The sequence below is a fragment of the Neobacillus drentensis genome, from assembly GCF_036962765.1.
In the GTDB taxonomy this organism is placed as follows: domain Bacteria; phylum Bacillota; class Bacilli; order Bacillales; family Cytobacillaceae; genus Neobacillus; species Neobacillus drentensis_C.
Genome location: NZ_JBALOS010000103.1, coordinates 288 through 24,457, shown reverse-complemented (window position 1 = coordinate 24,457; position 24,170 = coordinate 288). Strand labels below are relative to the sequence as shown.

At 39.4% G+C, this 24,170-nt stretch carries 26 protein-coding genes; 8 read left to right on the top strand and 18 right to left on the bottom strand.

Annotated elements, in window-relative coordinates; all coding sequences use genetic code 11:
• Positions 1–140: 140 nt before the first annotated feature.
• The 18 genes from lysA to V7137_RS14030 all read right to left on the bottom strand — a co-directional run bounded on the left by lysA (position 141) and on the right by V7137_RS14030 (position 15,849).
• A complete protein-coding gene (gene lysA, locus V7137_RS14115) occupies positions 141–1,445 on the bottom strand; it encodes a diaminopimelate decarboxylase (protein WP_335698674.1) in 1,305 nt (434 codons plus the stop codon).
• A gap of 157 nt (positions 1,446–1,602) precedes the next feature.
• On the bottom strand, positions 1,603–3,093 hold the full coding sequence (locus V7137_RS14110; RefSeq protein WP_335698673.1) for a spore germination protein: 1,491 nt from the start codon (positions 3,091–3,093) through the stop codon (positions 1,603–1,605).
• A complete protein-coding gene (locus tag V7137_RS14105; RefSeq protein WP_335698672.1) occupies positions 3,080–3,655 on the bottom strand; it encodes a stage V sporulation protein AE in 576 nt (191 codons plus the stop codon). The genes V7137_RS14110 and V7137_RS14105 overlap by 14 nt, the downstream gene beginning before the upstream one ends.
• A 47-nt stretch (positions 3,656–3,702) precedes the next feature.
• Complete coding sequence (locus V7137_RS14100) at positions 3,703–4,122, bottom strand: stage V sporulation protein AB (RefSeq protein WP_335698671.1); 420 nt, start codon at positions 4,120–4,122, stop codon at positions 3,703–3,705.
• The gene (locus tag V7137_RS14095; protein WP_218349166.1) at positions 4,115–4,735 is read right to left on the bottom strand and encodes a stage V sporulation protein AA; all 621 of its coding nucleotides are present in this window, start codon (positions 4,733–4,735) and stop codon (positions 4,115–4,117) included. The genes V7137_RS14100 and V7137_RS14095 overlap by 8 nt, the downstream gene beginning before the upstream one ends.
• Before the next feature lie 111 nt (positions 4,736–4,846).
• Positions 4,847–5,605: an RNA polymerase sporulation sigma factor SigF gene (sigF, locus tag V7137_RS14090; RefSeq protein WP_335698670.1), complete on the bottom strand. Its 759-nt coding sequence runs from the start codon at positions 5,603–5,605 to the stop codon at positions 4,847–4,849.
• Between the two features lie 12 nt (positions 5,606–5,617).
• The gene (gene spoIIAB / locus V7137_RS14085; RefSeq protein ID WP_335698669.1) at positions 5,618–6,058 is read right to left on the bottom strand and encodes an anti-sigma F factor; all 441 of its coding nucleotides are present in this window, start codon (positions 6,056–6,058) and stop codon (positions 5,618–5,620) included.
• Positions 6,059–6,409, bottom strand: a complete 351-nt coding sequence (spoIIAA, locus tag V7137_RS14080; protein WP_218349171.1) for an anti-sigma F factor antagonist — start codon at positions 6,407–6,409, stop codon at positions 6,059–6,061.
• Between the two features lie 194 nt (positions 6,410–6,603).
• Complete coding sequence (locus V7137_RS14075) at positions 6,604–7,776, bottom strand: D-alanyl-D-alanine carboxypeptidase family protein (RefSeq protein WP_335698668.1); 1,173 nt, start codon at positions 7,774–7,776, stop codon at positions 6,604–6,606.
• Positions 7,777–7,921: 145 nt separating this feature from the next.
• Positions 7,922–9,226, bottom strand: coding sequence for a pyrimidine-nucleoside phosphorylase (locus V7137_RS14070; RefSeq protein ID WP_335698667.1), 1,305 nt, complete (start codon positions 9,224–9,226; stop codon positions 7,922–7,924).
• 38 nt (positions 9,227–9,264) lie between these two features.
• Positions 9,265–10,086 (bottom strand): purine-nucleoside phosphorylase, encoded by an 822-nt coding sequence (locus V7137_RS14065; RefSeq protein WP_218349175.1) that lies wholly within the window; start codon positions 10,084–10,086, stop codon positions 9,265–9,267.
• Positions 10,087–10,099: 13 nt separating this feature from the next.
• On the bottom strand, positions 10,100–11,284 hold the full coding sequence (deoB, locus tag V7137_RS14060) for a phosphopentomutase (protein ID WP_335698666.1): 1,185 nt from the start codon (positions 11,282–11,284) through the stop codon (positions 10,100–10,102).
• Positions 11,285–11,505: 221 nt separating this feature from the next.
• Entirely contained in the window at positions 11,506–12,393 is an 888-nt protein-coding gene (gene xerD / locus V7137_RS14055; RefSeq protein ID WP_335698665.1) for a site-specific tyrosine recombinase XerD, read from the bottom strand.
• Between the two features lie 5 nt (positions 12,394–12,398).
• Entirely contained in the window at positions 12,399–12,626 is a 228-nt protein-coding gene (locus tag V7137_RS14050) for a YqzK family protein (RefSeq protein WP_335698664.1), read from the bottom strand.
• A 149-nt stretch (positions 12,627–12,775) separates the two neighbouring features.
• A complete protein-coding gene (fur, locus tag V7137_RS14045) occupies positions 12,776–13,240 on the bottom strand; it encodes a ferric iron uptake transcriptional regulator (RefSeq protein WP_335698663.1) in 465 nt (154 codons plus the stop codon).
• A 118-nt stretch (positions 13,241–13,358) separates the two neighbouring features.
• Positions 13,359–14,006 (bottom strand): stage II sporulation protein M, encoded by a 648-nt coding sequence (gene spoIIM, locus V7137_RS14040; protein ID WP_335698662.1) that lies wholly within the window; start codon positions 14,004–14,006, stop codon positions 13,359–13,361.
• 128 nt (positions 14,007–14,134) lie between these two features.
• Positions 14,135–15,298 carry an endonuclease Q family protein gene (locus tag V7137_RS14035; RefSeq protein WP_335698661.1) on the bottom strand — a complete coding sequence of 388 codons (1,164 nt, stop codon included), beginning with the start codon at positions 15,296–15,298 and terminating at the stop codon, positions 14,135–14,137.
• Positions 15,295–15,849: an NUDIX hydrolase gene (locus V7137_RS14030; protein ID WP_335698660.1), complete on the bottom strand. Its 555-nt coding sequence runs from the start codon at positions 15,847–15,849 to the stop codon at positions 15,295–15,297. Before V7137_RS14030 ends, V7137_RS14035 begins: the two co-directional genes overlap by 4 nt.
• A 71-nt stretch (positions 15,850–15,920) precedes the next feature.
• On the opposite strand from V7137_RS14030, the gene mciZ reads away from it, so the two are divergent.
• The 8 genes from mciZ (at position 15,921) to V7137_RS13990 (ending at position 24,056) form a co-directional block, all read left to right on the top strand.
• Complete coding sequence (mciZ, locus tag V7137_RS14025) at positions 15,921–16,052, top strand: Z-ring formation inhibitor MciZ (RefSeq protein WP_335698659.1); 132 nt, start codon at positions 15,921–15,923, stop codon at positions 16,050–16,052.
• A 152-nt stretch (positions 16,053–16,204) separates the two neighbouring features.
• Positions 16,205–18,169 (top strand): acetate--CoA ligase, encoded by a 1,965-nt coding sequence (gene acs / locus V7137_RS14020; protein WP_335698658.1) that lies wholly within the window; start codon positions 16,205–16,207, stop codon positions 18,167–18,169.
• 212 nt (positions 18,170–18,381) lie between these two features.
• Positions 18,382–19,743, top strand: coding sequence for an acetyl-CoA carboxylase biotin carboxylase subunit (locus tag V7137_RS14015; protein ID WP_335698657.1), 1,362 nt, complete (start codon positions 18,382–18,384; stop codon positions 19,741–19,743).
• Between the two features lie 11 nt (positions 19,744–19,754).
• Positions 19,755–19,967 (top strand): acetyl-CoA carboxylase biotin carboxyl carrier protein subunit, encoded by a 213-nt coding sequence (locus V7137_RS14010; RefSeq protein WP_335698656.1) that lies wholly within the window; start codon positions 19,755–19,757, stop codon positions 19,965–19,967.
• Positions 19,968–19,999: 32 nt separating this feature from the next.
• Positions 20,000–20,926, top strand: coding sequence for a hydroxymethylglutaryl-CoA lyase (locus V7137_RS14005; RefSeq protein ID WP_335698655.1), 927 nt, complete (start codon positions 20,000–20,002; stop codon positions 20,924–20,926).
• 13 nt (positions 20,927–20,939) lie between these two features.
• Positions 20,940–21,722 carry an enoyl-CoA hydratase gene (locus V7137_RS14000; protein ID WP_335698654.1) on the top strand — a complete coding sequence of 261 codons (783 nt, stop codon included), beginning with the start codon at positions 20,940–20,942 and terminating at the stop codon, positions 21,720–21,722.
• A 30-nt stretch (positions 21,723–21,752) separates the two neighbouring features.
• Positions 21,753–23,297, top strand: coding sequence for an acyl-CoA carboxylase subunit beta (locus V7137_RS13995; RefSeq protein WP_335698653.1), 1,545 nt, complete (start codon positions 21,753–21,755; stop codon positions 23,295–23,297).
• A gap of 57 nt (positions 23,298–23,354) precedes the next feature.
• Entirely contained in the window at positions 23,355–24,056 is a 702-nt protein-coding gene (locus V7137_RS13990) for a CoA transferase subunit A (RefSeq protein ID WP_335698652.1), read from the top strand.
• Positions 24,057–24,170: the final 114 nt, after the last annotated feature.

Below are 24,170 nucleotides of genomic sequence, written 5' to 3'. Positions count from 1 at the left end.
AAGCTTTAACATAGCCTAAATAAAAAAAGGGTGTCCCAAAAGATAACTTTAGGGGCACCCCTTTTTGTGTATGGTCCTATGAAACTGGTCTGTTGATTTGCGCTCCAATCAACAGAGTGGAAATATTTGCAGCTCTTTATTTATTTTAGCGGTAAGTCATGCTTTATTAAATCCTCATATGTCTCTCTCTTAACCACGAGGGTTGCTGTTCCGTTTTCTACAAAAACAACTGCTGGACGCGGGATGCGGTTATAGTTATTTGCCATTGAATAGCCGTAGGCACCAGTACAAAAAACGGCAAGAATATCTTCTTCTCCTACATCTGGAAGGGGTAAATCCCAAATCAACATGTCACCTGATTCACAGCATTTCCCTGCAATGGATACAGTTTCTTTTGCTTTCGTTAATGGCTTATTGGCTAGAACGGCTTCATATTTCGCCTGGTAAAGGGCAGGACGAATATTATCACTCATTCCACCATCCACTGCTAAATACTTTCTAACACCAGGAACTTCTTTCGATGATCCAACCTTATAAAGGGTAACGCCAGCATCGCCAACAAGCGAGCGCCCTGGTTCGATCCAAATTTCCGGCATTTTTAAAGAATAGCTCTCCGTTAACTTTTTTACTTCCCGAATAATTTCACTTACATATTGAGAAGGTGGGATTGGTTCATCCTCTTTTGTATAGCGGATCCCAAAGCCTCCCCCTAAATTTAATACTTTTGCTTCAAAGGAATGCTCGTTTTTCCAAGCGTCCATTTTTTCGACAATCTTTTGAGCTGCTAGTAAAAAGCCCGTCGTTTCAAAAATTTGCGATCCAATATGGCAATGGAGTCCGAGCACATCAAAGCTCTCAAATTGCAGTGCCATTGTTAATGCCTGTTCCGCTTGTCCGTTTTGTAAATCAAATCCAAATTTTGAATCTTCCTGCCCAGTTAAAATGTAATCATGTGTATGCGCTTCAATACCTGGAGTGATACGCAGCAAGATGTTAACATGGGCATTTTTTTCCTTTGCAATGGTTTTCAAAAGGGCCAATTCTGAAAAATTATCGACAACTATGCAGCCAATTTCATGATCCAATGCCATTTCTAATTCTTCTCTGCTTTTATTGTTTCCGTGAAAATGAATCCGCTCGACTGGGAACCCTGCAGCAATAGCAGTATACAGTTCACCGCCAGATACTACATCGAGTGACAACCCCTCTTCCTCCGCGAGTTGAATCATGGCAATGGTTGAAAAGGCTTTGCTAGCATAGGCAACCTGCGACTTGATTTCTTGTTCTTCAAAGGCCTGTTTAAAGGACCGTGCTCTTTCACGCATTAACGCTACATCATATACATAAAGGGGAGTACCAAATTCCTTCGTCAACTCTAGAGAATCGACTCCACCAATTTCTAAATTTCCGTTTTTGTTTACGCCTGTTGTCCCGTAAAAATACATACCCTTCCCTCTCTCCCAAGCACTTACTATAGTTTATGTGATCCATTATAAATGATAATAATAAATAGACAGAATCTCCAGAAGATACTGCCTATTTTTACTCTTTATTCCTTTATTTAATTAAAAATACTTTAGCATACCTGTTTGAAAAGTGCAATTATTTCTCGTTTGCTTTAGGCGGCTGCCGGTAGCGGTTCCTTGGATGAACAATACTTGGTCTGAGAATGGATCCTGGTATGGCTCTGCGTACAATAATTTGCAAAAATCCTTTTGGCTCAAAAGGAAGGAAAGGCCATAGATATGGTGTATTAAGGGCACGCATTTTAACAAGGAAGAGAAAAAATACCGTCGCCCCAATGACAAATCCAGGCAGATGAAATAACGACACAAGAATCAACAGTGATAATCTTCCAATTTTATTTGCTACGCTTAATTCATAGCTAGGAGTGGTAAAAGAGCCTATCCCTGCAACTGCGACATACAAGATTACCTCCGGAACAAACAAGCCAACACTAATTGCAATCTGTCCAATTAATACCGCAGCAATTAAACCCATTGCGGTGGAAAGCGGGGTGGGTGTATGAATTGCCGCTAATCGTAAAAATTCAATCCCAAAATCCGCTAAAAATATTTGAATGATTATGGGTATATTTGTCTGTTCATTCGGTCCAATAAATGAAAGTTTTTCAGGTAATAAAGAAGGTTCTAATACAAATAACATCCATAAAGGAAGTAGGAAAATAGATGTTATGATACCCAAAAAACGCGTCCAGCGTACAAATGTTCCCATTGCTGGAGATTCACGAAACTCTTCTGCATGCTGCACATGATGAAAATATGTTGTAGGAGTAATAATAACACTTGGGGAGGTGTCGACATAAATCACAACATGCCCTTCAAGAATATGTGTAGCAGCAACATCCGCACGCTCTGTATATCTAACCAGCGGAAATGGATTCCATCCCTGTTTCAGGATGAATTCTTCTATCGTTTTATCGGCCATAGGAATACCATCTGTTTTAATCCCTTGTATTTCTTTACGAATCACATTTACCATATCCGGATCTGCAACATCCTCTATATAGCCTAAAGCCACATCCGCCTTTGACCGTTCTCCTACCTTTAGCATTTCAAAACGCAGACGTTCATCTCTAATTCTACGTCTTGTTAATGCTGTATTTAAAATAATATTTTCAACAAATCCATCACGGGACCCTCTAACAACCTTTTCTGTATCAGGTTCCATGGGCTGCCGTCCAGGATAGCTTCTAACATCAATTACAAAAGCTGTATTTTCGCCTTCCATTACAACTGCAATTAATCCCGACAAAACCTTATCGACAATGAAATCGAGTGTGGTAGCTCGTTCAACCGATTGATTAACAAGTCTATTTTCAACAACCGTAAAGAGATTTGTTGATAATTTTTCATGATCATTGATTCCCACTAATCCTTCGATTAGTTCAATGATGAATCGGGAATCGCACAAACCATTTACATAGTAAATATGTACGTCTTTTTTGAGGACTTTTAATTTCCTGACGCCAAAATCAAAGCTTAGCCCTAGACCCACCCGTTGTTTCATATAATTTTCTATTTCAGTTACAGATTCCGGGATAGGCCATTTTTGCTCATTACTTCTTGACATGGAAGCCACTCCTTTCAAGTATAAGCTCCACTGCTTTTTTCGTTATCGGGGAACCTTTTTTGTAGGAGTCATGTCTAGCCATCTTGCCAATATCGCCAATTCCTACGATGATAGGTACCTCCAATTCATCAAGGCAGTATACTGTATCACCATTTATTCTCCCGATTTCAAGCTCAGGTATACCAAATTTATCTACACCATATGGAGTTAAATTTCCATCACGATCGATACTTACATCCACCCTTGACCATTCTTCATGCCTTGATTTTGCGGCAACTGCAATGATGCCTAGAACTTCAATATCTTCATGCTGGGCTACATATTTTAAAGCATTCTCACCAGCACCTTCTCCAACTATGCCACTATCGTCAAACATAACAAATACTGGATCGTGAGGGGTTCTTTTTATTAACTGGACTATTTTCTCACCAGTTAATGTTGACGGATTCCCTTGGGAACTGGAAATACACCTGCCACCTATTTCCCTAGAAACATGCTCCACTGCTCTCTTTGCATATTCATCACCGTCAGTAATTAAAATAACACGCCTCCGAATGCCCATTATGTGATGTCCTTTCTATGACAAGTTCTAGACCTTTTCCAAAAGTATCAATGATGAACAAAATAAACCCATTGAAATATAGACCCAAAAATTTTTCCTAATACGATTGCCATTATTAAAATGACAATTTCACCATCCAGCCGGATTCTTTTTGCGAGAATAGGTAGCACATTTAATACCTCAGTGAGAGCAGCAGCTAACATGCCATAAAAGATTCCACCAGTCATTCCTAGGAAAATTAATAGAAAGGATGGAACATGTAAAATAGGATCTCTTAGACTCGCACCTACCCCAGTGAGTGCCCCTAAAACAACTGCCCATTCATAGTGCTGAATCATTTTCATTGTTTTGCTAAGTTGCGTCAATCTAGGAATAATCCCTAACACCGTTAGAAAAGCCACAAAACCAGAGCCTACTGCCAGTCCACTTGCTAAGCCTAAAAAAAGAATGGCTATAATCTTAATCATCACTGATTTGTTTCATACTTTCTTTATTTTCATGGATAATTACGTAATTATCTAAATCCATTTGATAATTAAACATTTCTACCTCTAGCGGACTGGGCTCATCATTTATCCGTTTCTTAAATACATGATTAAAAAAAAGAATCATCCCCATGCCTAACCCAATTGAATAGGGAATTTGGAACAGTAATGGTTTTATTTCTTTTTTTCCCGTAATAATCGTATATATTTTTTCTTGTACGCTTCTCATACTTACATCATCATGGAAATTCATAATCGCCATAGCAGAACCGAAAAATAAGAGAAACCATATTAAAAGAAAAAAAGGAAGGGAAACTCCCTTTTTCTTAAAAGTGACCTCAATAATGGTTTGGGCTGGACCAATCGTTTGAACTTCCATTTCTCCAAATTCGCTTTTAATCACTTGGATTACTTTCATGACATCTATGATGACTATATTCCGGTCTGTATCTGCTAATTGATGAATCATCATAGTTTGAAGTGGTGAAAGAACTTCATCTGGGGCAATGACTTGGGCAATATCTTTTAACAATATTTTTTCTTCAGGCGGAGCCTGGACACGATTCCGCATGCGGATATATATTGTTTCTTCCAAAACATTCACTTCCCAAACAATGATTTCCTGTATAAATAGTATGAGTAATAAGCACTTTTTTAATGAAATCCAAAAAATACCATAAAAATTCGAAACAAAAAACCGTATGAATCAGAGATCCATACGGCCTTTCATTTGCTGCAATATTTTTTTTTCAAGTCTAGATACTTGCACTTGGGATATCCCGAGCCTTAGAGCGACTTCAGATTGTGTTTGGTCCTTATAATATCGTAAATAGACTATAAGTCGTTCACGTTCATCTAACTCCCGAATGGCTTCCTTAAGTGCTATTTTATCAAACCATTTTCCTTCATTACCATCATCAATTTGGTCAAGTAATGTAATTGGATCTCCGTCATTTTCATATACAGTTTCATGAATGGAAGAAGGTGTTCTGCTTGCTTCTTGAGCGAGAATGACATCCTCTGGTGAAAGTTCAAGATGTGCTGATATCTCGTTAACGGTTGGTATTCTGCCAAGCGTTTTCGATAATTCGTCTTTAGCTTTTCGAATTTTATTTCCCATTTCTTTCAGTGAGCGGCTAACCTTAACGGTTCCATCATCACGGATAAATCGCTGAATCTCACCAATTATCATTGGGACTGCATAAGTCGAAAACTTTACATCGTATGAAAGGTCAAATTTATCCACTGATTTTAATAACCCAATACATCCAATCTGGAACAGATCATCTGGGTCATACCCGCGATTAAGAAACCGTTGAACAACGGACCAAACAAGACGCATATTTTTTTCAACAATTAAATCCCTTGATTCTTGGTCTCCATCTTGGCTCTTTTTAATGAGCTCTTTTACTTCATGATCCTTTAAATATGTTTGACCTTTATCATTCTTAACCTCCACATCCATTGGCAAGTCTCCTTAATTGCAAAGCATTTTGCGGTTTTGTAAATGCTTTCGTAATCTAACTTCGGTTCCTCGACCTGGCTGTGAATGAACCTCTACCTCATCCATGAAATTCTCCATGATAGTAAAACCCATACCGGAACGCTCTAAGTCCGGTTTTGTTGTAAATAATGGCTGACGAGCTTCTTCCACATCGACAATTCCCAATCCAACATCTTTAATGGTTAGATCAATTAAACTATCTTCGATGATTACGTGAATATAAACAATTCCATTCGGATCATTCTCATAACCATGAATAATCGCATTGGTCACTGCTTCTGAAACAACTGTTTTAATTTCTGTCAACTCATCCATGTTAGGGTCTAACTGTGCGATAAATGCAGCCACGGTTACTCGGGCAAATGATTCATTTTGACTTAGTGCACTGAATTGAAGATTCATTTCGTTCTTCACTTAGGCCACCCCCAATCGTTGCAATGCAAATTCTTCTGTCGGTTCCATTTTTATGATCTTAAATAAACCTGACATATCGAATAATCTTTGTATCGCAGGGGAAATTGCACAAACCACCATTTCACCGTGTACCTGTTTAATTTGTTTGTATCTGCCTAATATCACGCCTAAGCCAGAACTGTCCATAAAGGCTAGTTGTTCCAGATTTAAGACAATATGACGAATTTCATTTTTCTCAATGACGGATACCGCTTTTTCACGGAGTTCATCCGCGGTATGATGGTCTAATTCACCGCTTAAACGTATGCATAGAACGTCATGTTTTGTTTCCATATCAATTTTAAGACTCACTATCCCGTCCTCCTTAATCTGGTATAGTGAGACAATTCTCTTTCGGGTTGGTAATTTCCTTCTACAAATACAAAACTAGTCGTATTTCGCTAAAAGAAGTGGCATATCCGGAAGATTCGACAGATTCAATATCGGAAGCGCCCGTTTAGTGAAAACAACTAGTTGCTTGGCACCGAAGCTAGATGATTAGTGAATTATTTTCCAGCCTTTGTGAACATTCCAAAGGAACGCTTATAAAGGGTCCACCATCCCGCTTCTTTTACATCTTCACTTGCTAATAAAGGACTTTCTACAAAGACTTTGCCGTCCTTGATTAATTTTAACGACCCTATCTTATCGCCTTTATTAATGGGTGCTTTCAGATTTTTTTTAATTGTTATCTTTTGTTTAACATCCTCAGATTTTTCACCTTTTTTTGTAAGCAAAGAAATTGGCTCGCTTGTAACAGCTTCGATAGACTTTACTTGTCCTTTACTAACTCTTGCTTTCGCTATTGTTTGTTCGCGTTTATACATCGGATGTGTTTGATATTGGTTAAACGCAAAGTTTAGCATTTTTGTTACTTGGGCATTTCTTTCCTTTGAAGTAGGGGCTCCAAACACAACAGCAATTACACGCATACCATTTTTTTGTGCTGTTGCGGTTAAGCAGTACTTTGCTTCGGCCGTAAAACCAGTTTTAAGTCCATCTACACCAGGGTAGAAACGCACTAATTTATTGGTATTAACAAGCCAGAATTTTTTGTCAGTATTTTCACGAAGATAGGCTTCATACAAACCAGTAAATTTGGTAATGTCTTCATATTTTAATAGTTCTTTTGCCATTATGGCCATATCATTTGCAGTGCTGAAATGACCACTGACTGGAAGTCCAGTTGTATTTTTAAAGAATGTATGTTTTAAGCCAAGTTCTTTAACCTTAGTATTCATCATGTCAACGAAGGCTTCTTCTGAGCCAGCAATTCTTTCAGCCATAGCAACAGATGCGTCATTCCCAGAGCCAATCGCAATACCTCTCAGCATTTCCTTCGTTGTCATTTCTTCGCCCGGTTCAAGAAAAATTTGGGAACCACCCATCGAAGCTGCATACTCACTAGCACGGATTTTTTCATTCCATTTAAGTTTTCCTTGATCAATTGCTTCCATAATTAAAAGCATGGTCATAATTTTGGTCATACTTGCCGGTGGCAATTCTTCATTACTGTTTTTCTCATAAAGCACTTTACCTGTATCACGTTCAATTAAAATAGCGGATTTTACATTGTTGACAATATCAGCATTCTTCTTTTCCTCAGCAGCAAAAGCAGATGTACCCAATAAACTTGTAAGTAAAAAAATTGTCACTATCAAAGAGACAAATCGTTTCATTCGCATAACCCTCCATTCTTTATAGCATCCATTTTTTCCAAAATTAATAACTTTATACAGATATTCCCTCCCGAACAAAATAAAAATAGGGTGTCAGGCACCATGTGAATTTTTCACTTGGTGCCTGACACCCTTTAGATTCTTTTTATTCGGTTATTTCCTCATGAATCAGGATTGGTGCGTCTATTTTTGTTGCTGAAATTTTGATGTTGTTGTAGAGTTTTGTTTTTACTTCTTCTACATTTTCAAAATTGCTGTAAATAGTTACTAAGGATTCGCCTTTGTTGACTTGGTCACCGATTTTCTTTCTTAAGACAAGTCCTACAGCTAAGTCAATAACAGATTCCTTTGTTGCTCTTCCTGCTCCAAGGATCATCGCGGCTGTTCCGACTTCATCTGCTACGATTTCAGATACATAGCCATCCTCTTTGGCTTCAAGTTCAATGATATATTTTGCTTGCGGCATTTTCGAAGGATCATCAACAATGGACGCATCCCCACCTTGTGAACTTAAAAATACCTTTAATTTTTCAAGCGCTGAACCGTCTTTAATTACACCTTCAAGCTTGGTCCGTGCATCAGCTAATGAGTCTGCTTTTTCAGCTAAATAAACCATATGGCTGCCAAGAGTTAAACAAAGTTCCGTTAAATCTTCAGGACCTTCACCCTTTAATGTATCAATCGCTTCTTTTACTTCTAGGGCGTTCCCAATTGCAAATCCAAGCGGTTGACTCATGTCAGAAATGACAGCCATTGTTCTTCTGCCGACATTATTTCCGATCCGTACCATTGCTTTTGCAAGTTCGCGAGAATCATCAAGCGTCTTCATAAATGCACCTGCACCGGTTTTTACATCAAGAACAATGGCATCGGCACCAGCTGCAATCTTTTTACTCATAATTGAACTTGCGATTAGTGGAATACTATCGACCGTTGCTGTCACATCTCTCAACGCATAAAGCTTTTTATCTGCAGGAGTTAGATTTCCACTTTGCCCAATTACAGCGATCTTGTTTTTATTAACAAGGTCAATAAATTCCTCATTTTCAATCTCTACATGAAAGCCTTTAACTGCTTCTAATTTATCGATTGTTCCGCCTGTATGACCTAAGCCGCGCCCTGACATTTTGGCAACAGGAACATCAAGTGCAGCAACAAGTGGTCCTAATACTAGAGTTGTTGTGTCACCCACACCGCCAGTTGAATGTTTGTCTACTTTAATTCCTTCTATTTGCGATAAATCAATTTGGTCACCTGATTCAACCATTGCCATAGTCAAATCGGCTCTTTCCTGCTCAGTCATCCCTTTAAAAAAGATAGCCATAGTTAAGGAGCTGACTTGGTAATCAGGAATTGATCCATCGGTATAACCATTGATAATAAATTTAATTTCTTCGTTCGATAATTCTTGTCCATCTCTTTTTTTCTCTATTAAGTCTACCATCCTCATCATAATCACCACTTTACGTAAATTTCCTATCTAGAATCTTATTGTGCAATCGTTTTAACGATTTCTTTGATATATTGAAGGAAGTCAGCTTTAACTCTCTCGGTTGTTTCAATAACCTCATCATGGGTAAGCGGTTGGTCAAGAATTCCTGCTGCCATGTTTGAAATACATGAAATACCAAGAACCTTCATGCCGCTATGACGGGCCACGATTACTTCCGGTACAGTTGACATTCCGACTGCATCTCCGCCCATTGCTCGAACCATCCGTATTTCAGCTGGTGTTTCATAAACAGGCCCAGGATTTCCGAAATAAACCCCTTCTTTAACATTGATGTTTAGACGGCTGGCAATTTCCCTTGCAGCTGCACGTAATTCTTTCGTATACGCCTCTGACATATCAGGGAAACGGACACCAAGCTTGGAATCATTTGGTCCGATTAACGGATTTGTACCCATATTATTAATATGATCCGAGATAATCATTAAATCACCTGCTGCGAAACTCTCGTTAACTCCGCCTGCAGCATTGGTCACGATTAACATGTCAACCCCTAACTCTTTCATAACGCGGACGGGGAAGGTTACTTTATCCATACTATATCCTTCATAGAAATGGAAACGTCCTTGCATGGCCACAACTTCTACATCACTTAATAATCCAAACACCAGTTGACCAGCATGACCTTCAACCGTAGAGATTGGAAAATCTGGAATTTCATTATATGGAATTTTTACTGGGTTCTCAATTTCATCTGCTAATACTCCAAGACCAGAACCTAAAATGAGTCCTATTTTAGGTGTATTTGCATACTTCTGTTTTAAAAAGCTTGAAGCATTTTGAATTTTTTCAGTGTTCATTCTTATACCCCTTTTATTTCAATTCATTTAAAAAGCTTTTTCCGTAGTTAGGTAATTTGACATTAAAGTTTTCAGCAACAGTTGCGCCAAGATCAGCAAAAGTCTCTCGTAGTGGGAGTTCTTTCCCTTCGCTCATGCTCTTTGAATAAACTAATAAAGGTACATATTCACGTGTATGGTCCGTACCTGGTGCCACTGGATCATTACCGTGGTCGGCGGTAATCATTAATAGGTCGTCTACTTTTAATTTCGCAAATACTTCTGGAAGACGAGCATCATATTCTTCTAACGCTTTTCCATAACCCTCAGGGTCACGGCGGTGTCCATATAATGCATCAAAATCAACTAGATTTACGAAACTAATTCCGGTGAAATCCATATCCAAGGTTTCCACTAACTTATCCATTCCATCCATGTTAGAAACCGTTCTTAAGGACTTTGTTACTCCTTCTCCGTCATAGATATCGGATATTTTTCCAATGGCAATGACATCATAGCCGCCATCTTTTAATTCGCTCATAACCGTCCGGTTGAATGGTTTAAGTGCGTAATCATGACGGTTCGAGGTGCGTTTAAAGTTCCCTGGTTCACCTAAAAATGGGCGGGCAATTACACGTCCAACCATATACTTTTCATCCAGCGTTAATTCACGGGCAATTTTACAAATTTCATATAGCTCTTCAAGCGGAATAATTTCTTCATGTGCTGCAATCTGAAGTACGGAATCAGCTGAAGTATAGACAATCAATGCCCCTGTCTTCATATGCTCTTCGCCTAACTCAACGAGGATTTCGGTTCCACTTGCAGGCTTATTGCCAATAATTTTTCGACCTGTGCGCTTTTCCAATTCGGAAAGAAGTTCATCAGGAAATCCCTCTGGGAATACCTGAAAAGGAGTTTGGATATTTAAACCCATGATTTCCCAGTGTCCTGTCATGGTATCTTTACCGTTAGATGCTTCCATCATTTTCGTGTAAAAAGCTAACGGTTTTTCTGCCCTTTCTATTCCTTGTATTTCACGGATATTACTTAAACCTAACCTGCCCATATGTGGCATGTTTAGACCGTTCATTCTTTCCGCAATATGGCCAAAAGTATCCGCACCTTTGTCACCAAACTTTTCAGCATCAGGCGCTTCTCCAATCCCTACAGAGTCCATAACAATAATAAAAATACGTTTATATTTATTTGCAGCCATTTAATTCTTCCTCCTTTTACAACTAGAAAACGTTTGCAAATATTCAAATCATATAAATATGTTGCCCTCATTATATAGGTTTATGAAAACTAATATAATTCTATTCGTCAGAAGTCTGACATCTCTATTGTACTAAATGTTTCAGAAATTACAAGAAAAAAGCCACCAAAATTGAGGCAGCTTTTTGACAATTATATGTCTTTTTTAATACTTCGATTCTATTAAGCTCGTGGATGGAATTTACTATATACATCTTTTAACTTTGTTTTTGTAACCTGTGTATATATTTGTGTTGTTGAGATATCTGCATGCCCCAACATTTCTTGGACTGCTCGTAAATCGGCACCATTTTCTAACAAATGCGTTGCAAATGAATGTCGAAGGGTATGTGGTGTAAGCTCATTATTGATCCCGGCTTCTTGCGTAAGCTTTTTCAAAATTTTCCAGAACCCTTGCCGTGTCAACCGTTTCCCTTGATGGTTTAAAAACAAAGCCTGATCCTTATGTTTCGTGGAAACAAACCGGGGTCTTCCTTCTTCTAAATAATACTTTATTGCCACAGAAGCAGTTCGTCCAATTGGAATGATTCTTTCCTTATTCCCATTGCAGCGAACAAACCCCATAGATAACTGAACATTCTCAATCTCAAGACCTATTAGTTCACTAACTCGGATACCTGTCGCATAAAGCAGTTCGAGCATTGCCTTATCCCTTATTCCAAAATGATCATTTGGTTTTGGTGTCTCCAACAGGACCTCTACTTCCTTCAAACTTAATACATTGGGAAGTGACCTTTCATGCCTTGGTGTTTCAATTTGAACTGACGGATCTTGATCTGTTTCCTTTGCCCTTAATAAGTATTGATGAAATGCCCGTACGGAAGCAATGTGTCGTGCCAAGGTTTTCTGTGATTTCCCTTGTTCTTTTAAAAATTTTAAAAAATGAACAATATGAACTCTTTGTACATGATTTAAAGAATGGACGGATTCCACATTTACCAAATAATGAAGATAGCTTTTTAAATCTCGCTCATACGCCATAATGGTATTCTTAGATAACCCTTTTTCATCAATTAAGTATTGCATAAAATCCTTTAATTGCTCGTCCATCGCATTTACTCCCCATTTAAATAAAACAACATCAGCCGATCGAACAAGGAAGAATTGTCCTCATTCACTGCGTTCGAAACCTTGAGTGCAGCTCCTTCCGGTTCATCATAGCGATGATAATTTTGATATTCTTCATTTACCAACATGATACCATAATAGAAAAGAATCGTGCATCCTGTGAATATAATAAAAACTTTTAAGGTTTTTAGTGCTGCTTTAATAAATTTGATCATTGTGCTTCCCCCAATTTCCAATCGTCTAGTAAAATGTATGCCAAAATGGACAACTTTTATACCTAATCATTGGTAATATAGAGAAGCTTCAATTAAACGAATTTAACGAAACCAAAAGAAAAAAGCCCTTTTCACGGAGCTTTTTTCGGTTAATCTTCTTTTTCTTCGTCTTTATCTTTGTCCTGGCATCGGTAACAGATTCCATGAAAAGTAAGGCGATGGTCTTTTATTTTAAAATTCCATTTACGTTCTACAATTGCTTCAACATCTTCAAGTAAATCCTCTTGAATTTCATCGACCGCACCACATTCAATGCAAACAAGATGGTGATGAAAATGTGCTGCGCCTTCCTGCCTGAGGTCATAGCGGGAAACCCCATCCCCAAAATTTATTTTATCAACAATTTTTAATTCCGTTAATAATTCCAACGTTCGATAAACAGTTGCTAAACCAATTTCAGGCGATTTTTCTTTTACGAGGAGGTACACATCTTCCGCACTCAAATGATCCTCTTCATTTTCTAATAAAACTCGAACGGTTGCCTCACGCTGAGGTGTTAGTTTATAACTTGCTGAATGCAACTGTTTTTTAATTCTCTCAATTCTAGTTTCCATCCTGAAGTCCCTCCCTCGCCACTGTTAATTCTCATTATAACAGATGGCAATTGAGAATCAAACTAAAATTATTATAAACAAAAACAAAGTATTACTAATAATTAATATTATATGGTAATTATTTTAAACTAGTTGAACTTATGATGGTTTTCATTAACCATGGTGAAAGATAGGCCTCGATTCCAGATGCGGCAGATATAAAAACCACCGCTACAATCAAAGCAAAAATGTATCTTTTAAAAAAAGGAAGGATGGGTTGGGCATATTTTTTCATAAATTGCTTTTTGATCATTCTGAGTGAGAAAATTACAGATAATGCTGCCATCAATATGAAGACGGGAATGATAATCAAATTCTGAGGTAATATTGATACAAAGGCAAGCATGAACCCCTGCCAGCCCATTTGGCTGACAAGAAAACCAACGGTGAACCCAACTACCATACCTTTGATAAATAATAGAATCAAAATAACCGGAAGACCAATAATTGAAATACCAAGTATCCACATGAGCCCAATGAATTTACTGTTATGGAATAAGCTTTGTAAGAATAAATCATTGTCTTCAGCATCTTTTCCACTCGAGACTTGTCCAAAAAATTGTGATAAATAATAGAATAAATCTTCCTTCTGGGTAATGCTCATACTGTTTACAACAATTGCCCCAAAGATTACTCCCATTAAAAATAAAACGACAATAAACAAAAAAATTGAGGAATGCTCACGGAAATAACTAGCGGCATCGGACTGGTACAATCGTTTTTTCATTTGCGTTTCCTCCTACTATTCTCAGTTCAGTTAATACAGTGTATGCCAGTCTAGTATTTCTATGCTTAAAATTTAATAGATTACAGAATAAACCCCGATGTCTTTTGGCTACCGGGGTTTACTTTTTATTAATCCGAAATTTTTCCGTATTTTCCACCGCCGCCGGCTGCTAGAGTTACTTTACCTTCTCTAGCTTTCAGGATTAGGACAGCTATTTTTTCGGGGACCACTTCTTTCAAACCATCATATGGAACATCATGTAAAATCGCCATTTCACTGCCAAAGTGATCGACCAGCTTCTCCAGTAGGCGAGGCCCTAAACCAGGAATAAACTCGAGCGGGACTTGATGGATATACGGAGGTCGATCTGCAGGTCCTTGTTCAGCCGTTTTTAATTCGAGGATTCGGTCAGCAACACCTTTAATAATCTTTGTGGTTCCACATTGGTTGCATCGTTGATCGTCGTTTGCTGCTGGATTAAGGCATTCTGCACAAACTGTATTATGATATTTACCAAGCAAAGGATCAAGACCATAATTCGCGATGATTCTACGTCCATCTTCCTTCTTTAACGCTTTTTGCAACTCTAAAAATGTTGGTTCTTTCATCGCAATGACTTGGTATTCTCGGGCAATTTTTGCAAGGGAATGGGCATCAGAATTCGTAACAAAAGTATAATTATGCAATTCCTTTATTTGATCCGCCATATAGGTATCGGAGCTTAGTCCAAGTTCAATTGCATCGACCAATTCTGGGTCTAATACCTCTGTCAAAGACTGATTGACACCTTTCCCATATAAGCTTTTAAAGGGCGTGAATACATGGGCAGGAATGAAGATTCCACCTAACTCCTTAACCTTCTTTTGCAAAGTTAGGCCCGAGGCATAGATCCTTTGTGAGCTTAGTTGAATATTTTTTAAGTTGCCAGACAGCCATGATGAAAACTCCCTCATGACGGAAAGATTCGGAAAATACGAGAGCAAATGTATAGGCCCATTGCATTGTTGATCATAAATTTCTAATTCGGAACCAGGAATAACCGTTAAATCACCAAATACCAAGCCCCCATCGGGATGTTCCACTATATCTCCACTTTGAATAAGACTTTCCATTTCGAGGATGACTTCAGGTGAATGACTATCAATGATTCCCACCATATTTAGCCCCTTCTCATGGCGAGCATGTTCAATGATATTCGTAAAGGTTAGTGATTTGGCCCCTGTGATTTTTACTGGCTTGCCTGTCCATGTACGGCCAATATGAATATGTAAATCTACAAAGTAGCGGTTCATTTATTTTTCAACGCCTCTTGTAACTGTAAATACTGAACAGCGAAAATGGTTTTAGCATCATAGATCTTTTGCTCTTTAACATATTGGATAGCTTCTTCAAGGGTTACTTCCTCGAGATTTACAAATTCGTCTTCGTCGAGTGCTGCTGCATTTTCTTTTTTCGATAACCCTGTTGCAACATAGACATGGACGATTTCATCGGCGAATCCTGGCGAGGTATAAAAAGAGGTGAGCCATTCTAGGCTCTTGCATTCATAGCCAGTCTCTTCTTCAAGTTCTCGGCGAGCACAAAGCGCTGGTTCTTCCCCTTTTTCCAATTTTCCAGCGGGGATTTCAACAATGGTCCGTTCCAGTGCTTTCCTGTATTGCTCGACCATAACGACTTTCTTATCATCCGTAATGGCTAAAATAGCTACAGCTCCGGGATGTTTGACGATCTCCCGTTTGGATTGTTTCCCGTTCGGAAGTTCAACATCCTGGAGATGAAGACTGATAACTTTTCCAGAGAAAATTTCTTCGCTCTGGAGCGTTTTTTCTTCGAGATTGCTCATTAGGGTCACTCCTGTTCTATTCCTATAATCTGCTCATACATTTTACCATACTTTATTTGGAGGGGTATGGGATGAAGGTGTATGTTCACAAAAAGGGAATCATTCTGGTTGGAAAAGGATGGGAAGTGCTGCAAAAACTAAAAGAATACAATAAAGATTCTCTCACCGTTTCCGAATGGGTTGAAAAGGTTTATAAAAAATAATGTCTTTCAATTGTAGTCTGTCCTTTTCTTTATTAAAATTGCTGTGTTACAGGTAACTGTTTTATTTTATAGCCACGTTGATTGGAGCGGAAATCAACAGCCAAGTTTAACAGATTTATAGGATTAAATAAAATTGTTAAAGGAGCCATTACATGGATATCAGTGGAATTTTACAAGTTGTTTCAAATAGCAAACTCGTTTATCCAGATCAAGAAAAAGTGCGTTCAACCTCCATTGGGAGCAGCGAAGCTTTTCAAGAACTTCTTAAACAATCCCAAGAAGATCCTGCTACCTTTTGGGATCGTGCAGCCCGTGAACTTGTTTGGTATGAACCGTGGAATGAAACCATTAGTGGACAACTCCCTGATTTTCGCTTCTTTGCCGGCGGCATTAGTAACCCGAGTGTAAATTTACTTGATCGGCATATAGAAAATGGGGCAGGAAACCGGACCGCTCTCATTTGGGAGGGTGAAAACGGGGACACCAAATTTTATACGTATAATATGCTTCTTGCTGAAGTAAATCGATTTGCAAATGTTCTTAAATCATTTGGTGTAAACAAAGGTGATTGTGTAGCTATTTATCTTCCAAACCTGGCCGAAGCCTTTATTGCCGTTTTAGCTTGTTTTCGAATTGGTGCTATTTACAATACGATTTTCTCAGGTTATTCCGAAAAATCATTGACAGACCGACTCATCAGTTTTGAGCCAAAAGTATTGGTCACTGCAGATGGAACTGAACGACGGGGTAAAGTTATTCGATTAAAAGAAAAAGTGGATAATGTTGTACCATCTATTCCATCTGTCGAAGCAGTCATTGTTGTAGACCGATTAGGTTTAGAGGTTCAAATGAACGAAGGCCGGGATTACTGGTGGCATGAGCAGACAAAAGCGGCAAGTATCGTTTGTGAACCTGAGAGAATAGAAGCGAATGAGAGCGGTATTGTGTTTTATACAAGTGGTACGACAGGTAAACCAAAAGGCGTCGTGCATTCCGGCATGGCTTTTGTCACTCAAAATTACACATATGCCAAGTATCATATGGATCACCATAATGACGATGTTTTCTGGTGTACCGCGGATATCGGCTGGTTAACCATGCATATTTGGGGAATTACAGGTGCCTTAGCGAATGGTGTAACAACCGTTGTCTTCGAAGGGGCAGTTGATTATCCAACAAAGGATCGCTTTTATCAAATCATTGAAAAATACAGGGTGAATAAACTGTTTACTGCCCCAACAGCATTAAGAATGTTAAAAAGTATGGGAGAAAAGGCATTAGAGAAATTTGATTTATCATGCCTCGATGTCATTTCCCTTGTTGGAGAACCATTCGATCCGGAAACCTGGCATTGGACATATGAAGTTTTAGGAAAGAAGAAGGTATATATCAATAATACTTGGGGTCAAACCGAAACAGCGGGATCGCCTATAGCTGGAGCAGCTTGGCTGACGCCAATGAAACCGGGTTCCTCAGGTACTCCCTTTTTAGGTGCGGTTATGGATATTGTTGATGAAGAAGGCAATCCAGTTGAACCTGGCAGGTTAGGAAATTTGGTTATTAGAAAACCATTTCCTATGCTATGCCGGACACTTTGGAAAGAACCAGAGCGATATTACGGATCCTATTTTAGCCAAGTGGATGGCTGCTACTATGCCAGCGACCTGGCATTAATAGATGATGATGGATATTTATGGGTAGTCGGCCGTTCCGATGACGCGTTTAATGTAGCTGGACACCGCTTAAGTACCATGGAGATGGAAAGCGCTGTACTTGAATGTGAGGGTGTCACTGAATGCGCAATCATTGGAATCCCTGATGAAATAAAAGGAGAAGTTCCGCTTGTATTTGTCCGTCTGGCTGATGGCTATAAAGGAACCGAAGAATTAAAACAGCAAATAAATAATCGGATCATACAACAAATTGGTAAGATTGCAGTTCCTAAATCAATCATTTTTACTGATATGTTGCCAAAAACAGTCAGCGGGAAAATCATGCGCCGCTTATTAAAGGAAATTGTTGTATCAGGAAAGGTTAACGGCGACATTACAGGACTAGAAGATCCGGAGGCCGTTGCACAAATACAAAAAATAGTTGCTGAAAAATCATCAGTTTAATAGTTAGTAATGAGAGCGAGTCATTTGTCAGGAAAATGATCGGCAAATGACTGGTTCCATATATAGATTAGGAGTTAAAGGTAAACGTATAGAATGTTGCAAAATTAATAATTAGATTTTTACATATTTCCTTAACGATAAAAGGTTAAGCTTTATAACGATGCCGATGAGTTTTGAACTTACTTAATTAGAAGATAGAAAGGGTGGAAGGGATGTTGAAAAAAGTTTTAATTGCTAATCGTGGCGAAATTGCTGTTCGTGTAATCCGTACATGCAAGGCCTTAGGGATTACAACGGTTGGAGTTTACTCAGAAGCTGATGCGGATGCTCCCCATGTAAAAATGGCAGATGAGGCCTATTTAATCGGAGGTTCCCGTGTAGCAGAAAGTTATTTAAATATCAATAAAATTCTAGAGGTCGCTCGTTTAACAGAAGCGGATGCTATCCACCCGGGATATGGCTTGCTTTCTGAAAATACTGACTTTGCCCGCCGTTGTGAGGAAGCAGGTCTTATATTCATCGGACCTTCTCCAGAGGTTATTTCTAAAATGGGAAGTAAGATTGAATCACGTAAAGCAATGGAGGAAGCAGGTGTTCCTGTCGTTCCAGGGATTACCTACCCACTAGCAGATGCAGAGGAAGCGGTAGAAGTGGCGGATCGCATCGGTTATCCCGTTATGCTAAAAGCCTCAGCTGGGGGTGGCGGAATTGGAATGCAGGTGGTCCATAATGGAGATGAAATCCGAAAGGCATTTGAGGGGAACCAAAAGCGGGCTACTGATTTCTTTGGCGATGGAGCAATGTATATTGAAAAATTTGTTGAAAATCCAAGACATATTGAAATTCAAATCTTGGCAGACGGTTTTGGAAATACAGTTTACCTTTGGGAACGTGAATGTTCGATCCAGCGCCGTCATCAAAAAGTCGTAGAGGAAGCCCCATCATCATTTATTACTGAAATAACTCGTACCAAAATGGGGGAGGCTGCAGTAAAAGCGGCAAAATCAATCGGGTATAAAAATGCAGGAACAATCGAGTTCTTAGTTGATGAAAAGCAAAATTTCTATTTTCTTGAAATGAATACCCGTTTGCAAGTGGAGCATCCGGTGACAGAAGAAATTACAGGTTTGGACTTAGTTGAACAACAATTGCAAATTGCTGCAGGTGAAGTTCTGAAATTTTCTCAAGAAGACGTAAAACGTGGAGGACATGCAATTGAGGTTAGAATCTATGCAGAAGATCCCAAAACATTTTTCCCATCACCTGGAAAAATAACAAAATTACAGTTGCCGAACGGACCTGGAGTTCGACATGAATTAGCCATTCACGGTCAATCCGTAGTCACTCCTTTTTATGATCCAATGATTGCTAAGCTTGTTGTCAAAGGCAGCAATCGTGGAGAGGCAATAAATCGTCTGCAAGATGCATTAGCTAATTATCATATTGAAGGTATTAAAACAAATATCCCAATGCTGCAAGAGGTTATTGCCCACGCGGCATTCCAATCAGGTGATACGACAACAGACTTTGTTAACAAGTATTTAAAAACTAAAAAAGCAAATAACGCAAAATAGGAGGAATCATCATGAGTGAAGTAATGGCAGTTATGGCAGGAAATGTATGGAAGGTATTAGTTAAAGTAGGAGATCAGGTAGAAGAGGGTCAAGATGTAGTGATTTTAGAATCGATGAAAATGGAAATTCCGATTGCCGCTGAATTCGATGGAACCGTTAAAGAAGTAAAAGTGAATGAAGGCGACTTTGTTAATGAAGGCGACGTCATTGTAGAAATTGAATAAAGCCTGGATCAAGGTGGAAAGGAGATGGAACAATGAAGTGGCCGGAAGGTGTAACGATTAAAGAGGTTGGTCCTCGTGATGGATTGCAAAATGAAAAAGCTTTTATTTCAACAGAAGATAAAATCGCTTGGATTAATCAATTGTCAGAAAGTGGACTAAAACATATTGAGATTACCTCTTTTGTTAATCCAAAATGGATTCCTGCACTTTCAGATGCAGTTGCCGTTGCTGCTGGCATTACAAAAGTGCCTGGTGTCACTTATACAGCACTCGTTCCGAACCTTCAAGGTCTGGAACGAGCATTTAATGCGAACATAGATGAAGTAGCAGTGTTTATGTCAGCAAGTGAAACACATAACCTAAAAAATATAAATAAAACGATTGGCGAGACTTTCCCTTTGTTAACTGATTTGGTCAGAGAAACCATTTCGGCCGGAAAATTAAGCAGAGGTTATGTTTCGACCGTTTTTGGCTGTCCATATGAAGGTGATGTTGATATCGATGCGGTCATAAGAGTGTCCGAATCATTATTTGACATGGGTATTGCAGAGCTGTCTCTCGGGGATACAATCGGTGTGGCAAATCCAAAGCAAGTCCAAGAAGTTTTGGAAGTATTATTAAAAAGATTTCCAGCAGATAAATTAGCGATGCATTTTCATGATACACGAGGAACAGCTTTGGCCAACATCTTAGTATCATTAGAAATGGGAATTACCATATTTGATTCTTCCCTTGGCGGCTTAGGAGGATGTCCTTACGCGCCTGGAGCATCCGGAAACGTGGCAACAGACGATTTACTCTATATGCTTCACGGGATGGGAATTCACACTGGAGCTGATCAGCAAAAACTGCTTCATGCATCCCAATTCATTCAGGAGAAGATTGGCAGACCTTTACCTAGTAAAAGTTTTCAAGCCGCCTGCTCTCAACTGGGTGGAAAGCTTGGAAATACCGTGTGAGAAAGGTGAGATCATGAGTAAAACCATATTAGTTAAAAAGTTGGAAAACGGAATCGTGATGATTACTTTAAATAGGCCGGAAGCTGCTAATGCTTTATCAGTACAGATGTTAGAGGGTCTCCGCGACGCAATTCTTACATGTAAATATGATCGATCGGTCCGCTGCATCGTAATAACAGGGGCTGGGGAGAAAGCTTTTTGTGCGGGGGCTGATTTAAAAGAACGAGCTGGAATGGATCCGGTTCAGGTGAGGAAGACTGTTTCTTTGATCCGCGATAATATCAATTCTTTAGAATTATTACCCCAACCGGTCATAGCAGCTGTAAACGGCGTAGCTTTTGGGGGTGGAACTGAACTGGCGCTTGCTTGTGATATCCGCATTGCCTCTGAAACTGCGAAGCTTGGTCTGACGGAAACATCACTAGGAATTATTCCTGGTGCGGGCGGAACACAGCGTTTACCAAGATTAGTAGGAAAGGGACGTGCCAAAGAGCTGATTTTCACTGCTAGACGAATTGATGCAGAAGAAGCCCTGGAGATTGGATTAGTAGAGTATATGGTCCCTGTTGCAAGCTTAATGGATAAGGCATTAGAAATTGCAGGACAAATTGTTCGGAATGGCCCAATCGCCGTCGCACAAGCAAAGTTCGCAATCGATAAAGGCTATGATTTGGATATTAACACCGGTCTTGCAATTGAGCAAAATGCCTATGAAGTGACGATTCCGACAAAAGATCGTTTAGAAGGATTACAAGCTTTTAAGGAGAAACGCACCCCAATATACATGGGTGAATAAGAAAACTAGATTAATAGAGGAGGAAAAACAATGACAGTGGATATGAAACCTCTACAACAGACACTGCAAGATAGAGTCGAACAGATTAAAAAGGGCGGAGCTCCAAAATATCATGAAAAAAACCAAGAGCAGGGAAAAATGTTCGTCCGCGATCGTTTATCATTATTATTCGATCCTGGCTTTGAACTGGAGGATGCTCTATTTGCAAACTGCATGGCGGGGAATCTGCCTGCAGACGGTGTTGTGACAGGGATGGGCAAGATTAATGGCCAGCTTGTCTGTGTGATGGCCAACGATTCAACGATCAAAGCCGGTTCTTGGGGAGCTCGGACGGTTGAGAAAATAATTCGAATCCAAGAAACAGCTGAAAAACTTCGGGTGCCATTATTATACCTGGTAGATTCAGCTGGAGCGAGGATAACAGATCAAGTGGAAATGTTCCCGGGGCGTCGTGGTGCAGGAAGAATCTTTTACAATCAAGTGAAACTTTCAGGTAAAATTCCTCAAATCTGTATTCTGTTTGGACCATCTGCTGCTGGCGGAGCCTATATTCCGGCTTTTTGCGACATTGTCATTATGGTGGACAAAAATGCATCGATGTACCTAGGATCACCGAGAATGGCCGAAATGGTTATTGGTGAGAAAGTGACCTTGGAGGAAATGGGCGGCGCTCGCATGCACTGTTCTGTTTCAGGCTGTGGTGATGTTCTTGCGAAAAATGAAGAAGAAGCCATTTCAATGGCGAGAAACTATCTATCTTATTTCCCTGCTAATTTTTCAGAGAAACCGCCAGTTCGTGAGGCTGTGGCTCCTAAACAATTGAAGAAACCATTAGAAGAGCTGATTCCGGTTAATCAGAATTCACCATTTAATATGCATGATCTAATAAATGGGATTATTGATGAAGGCTCCTTCTTTGAAATCAAAAAACTTTTTGCTGGCGAACTTATTACAGGACTGGCCCGCATTGATGGGAAATCTGTCGGGATCATTGCCAATCAGCCGCGTGTTAAAGGCGGGGTATTATTCCACGATTCAGCAGATAAGGCCGCAAAATTTATTAATCTTTGTGATGCCTACCATATTCCAATTTTGTTTCTAGTTGATGTACCTGGATTTATGATAGGTACAAAGGTTGAACGGGCAGGAATCATTCGCCATGGTGCGAAAATGATTTCAGCGATGTCTGAAGCAAGTGTTCCCAAAATCTCTGTTATCGTACGTAAAGCATATGGCGCTGGTCTTTATGCAATGTGTGGCCCTGCATTTGAACCAGATGCGTGTCTTGCCTTGCCTTCTGCACAAATTGCGGTTATGGGACCAGAAGCAGCAGTTAATGCAGTTTATGCTAATAAAATTGCTGAGCTGCCTGAAGAGGAGCGTACCGCATTCATAGAACAAAAACGTGAGGAATATAAAGAGGACATTGATATTTACAGTTTAGCTTCCGAAATGGTGATTGACGGTATTATTCCAGCAAATTCATTACGCGCGGAGCTTGTAAATCGTTTTGAGGCATATTCTTCAAAATATCTCATTTTCTCAGAACGAAAGCACTCTGTATATCCGGTCTAATTTTTAACAATTAATTTCAAATATAAAAGACTTAATCTTAATAAGGAGGCGGATCCTGTGAACAATGGAAAAATAATGAACTCCTTCGCGGAAGTAATACAAGATATTTCAGATGGCGATACAATCATCGTCGGTGGTTTCGGATTGTGTGGAATTCCGGAAAAAGCAATTCTCGCTTTAAAAGATGAAGGAACGAAAGATTTAACAATAGTTAGTAATAATTGTGGCGTTGATGATTGGGGGCTTGGTCTGCTGCTTGCAAATAAGCAAATTAAGAAAATGGTTTCATCCTATGTCGGTGAAAATAAAATTTTTGAAAAGCAGTATTTAAGTGGTGAGCTTGAGGTAGAACTAGTCCCTCAAGGAACTCTTGCTGAACGAATTCGTGCAGGTGGTGCCGGAATACCTGGTTTTTATACGGCTACTGGAGTGGGAACTCCGATTGCTGAAGGAAAAGAGCACAAGGAGTTTACCGGAAGAACTTATTTATTAGAAGAGGGAATTGTCGGCGATTTCGCTCTCGTGAAAGCCTGGAAGGCCGATCCGCTTGGAAACCTTGTTTTCAGAAAAACATCTCGTAACTTTAATCCATTGGCTGCAATGGCTGGAAAAATTACGATTGCAGAAGTCGAGGAAATCGTTGGGGTAGGAGATTTAGATCCGGATGAAATCCATACGCCTGGAATCTACGTTCAACGTGTTCTGCTCGGAACAAACTATGAAAAGCGGATTGAAAGACGTACAGTTGTACATGCCTAATAGTGGGTCAAGAATTTCATCCTGTTGGACGAGCTTTTACCGTTTAATAGATAAAAATGAGTGACGGGCGTTTTTTTCAAAGGCTATGTTTTAAAGCATATTGTTGATTTTGGC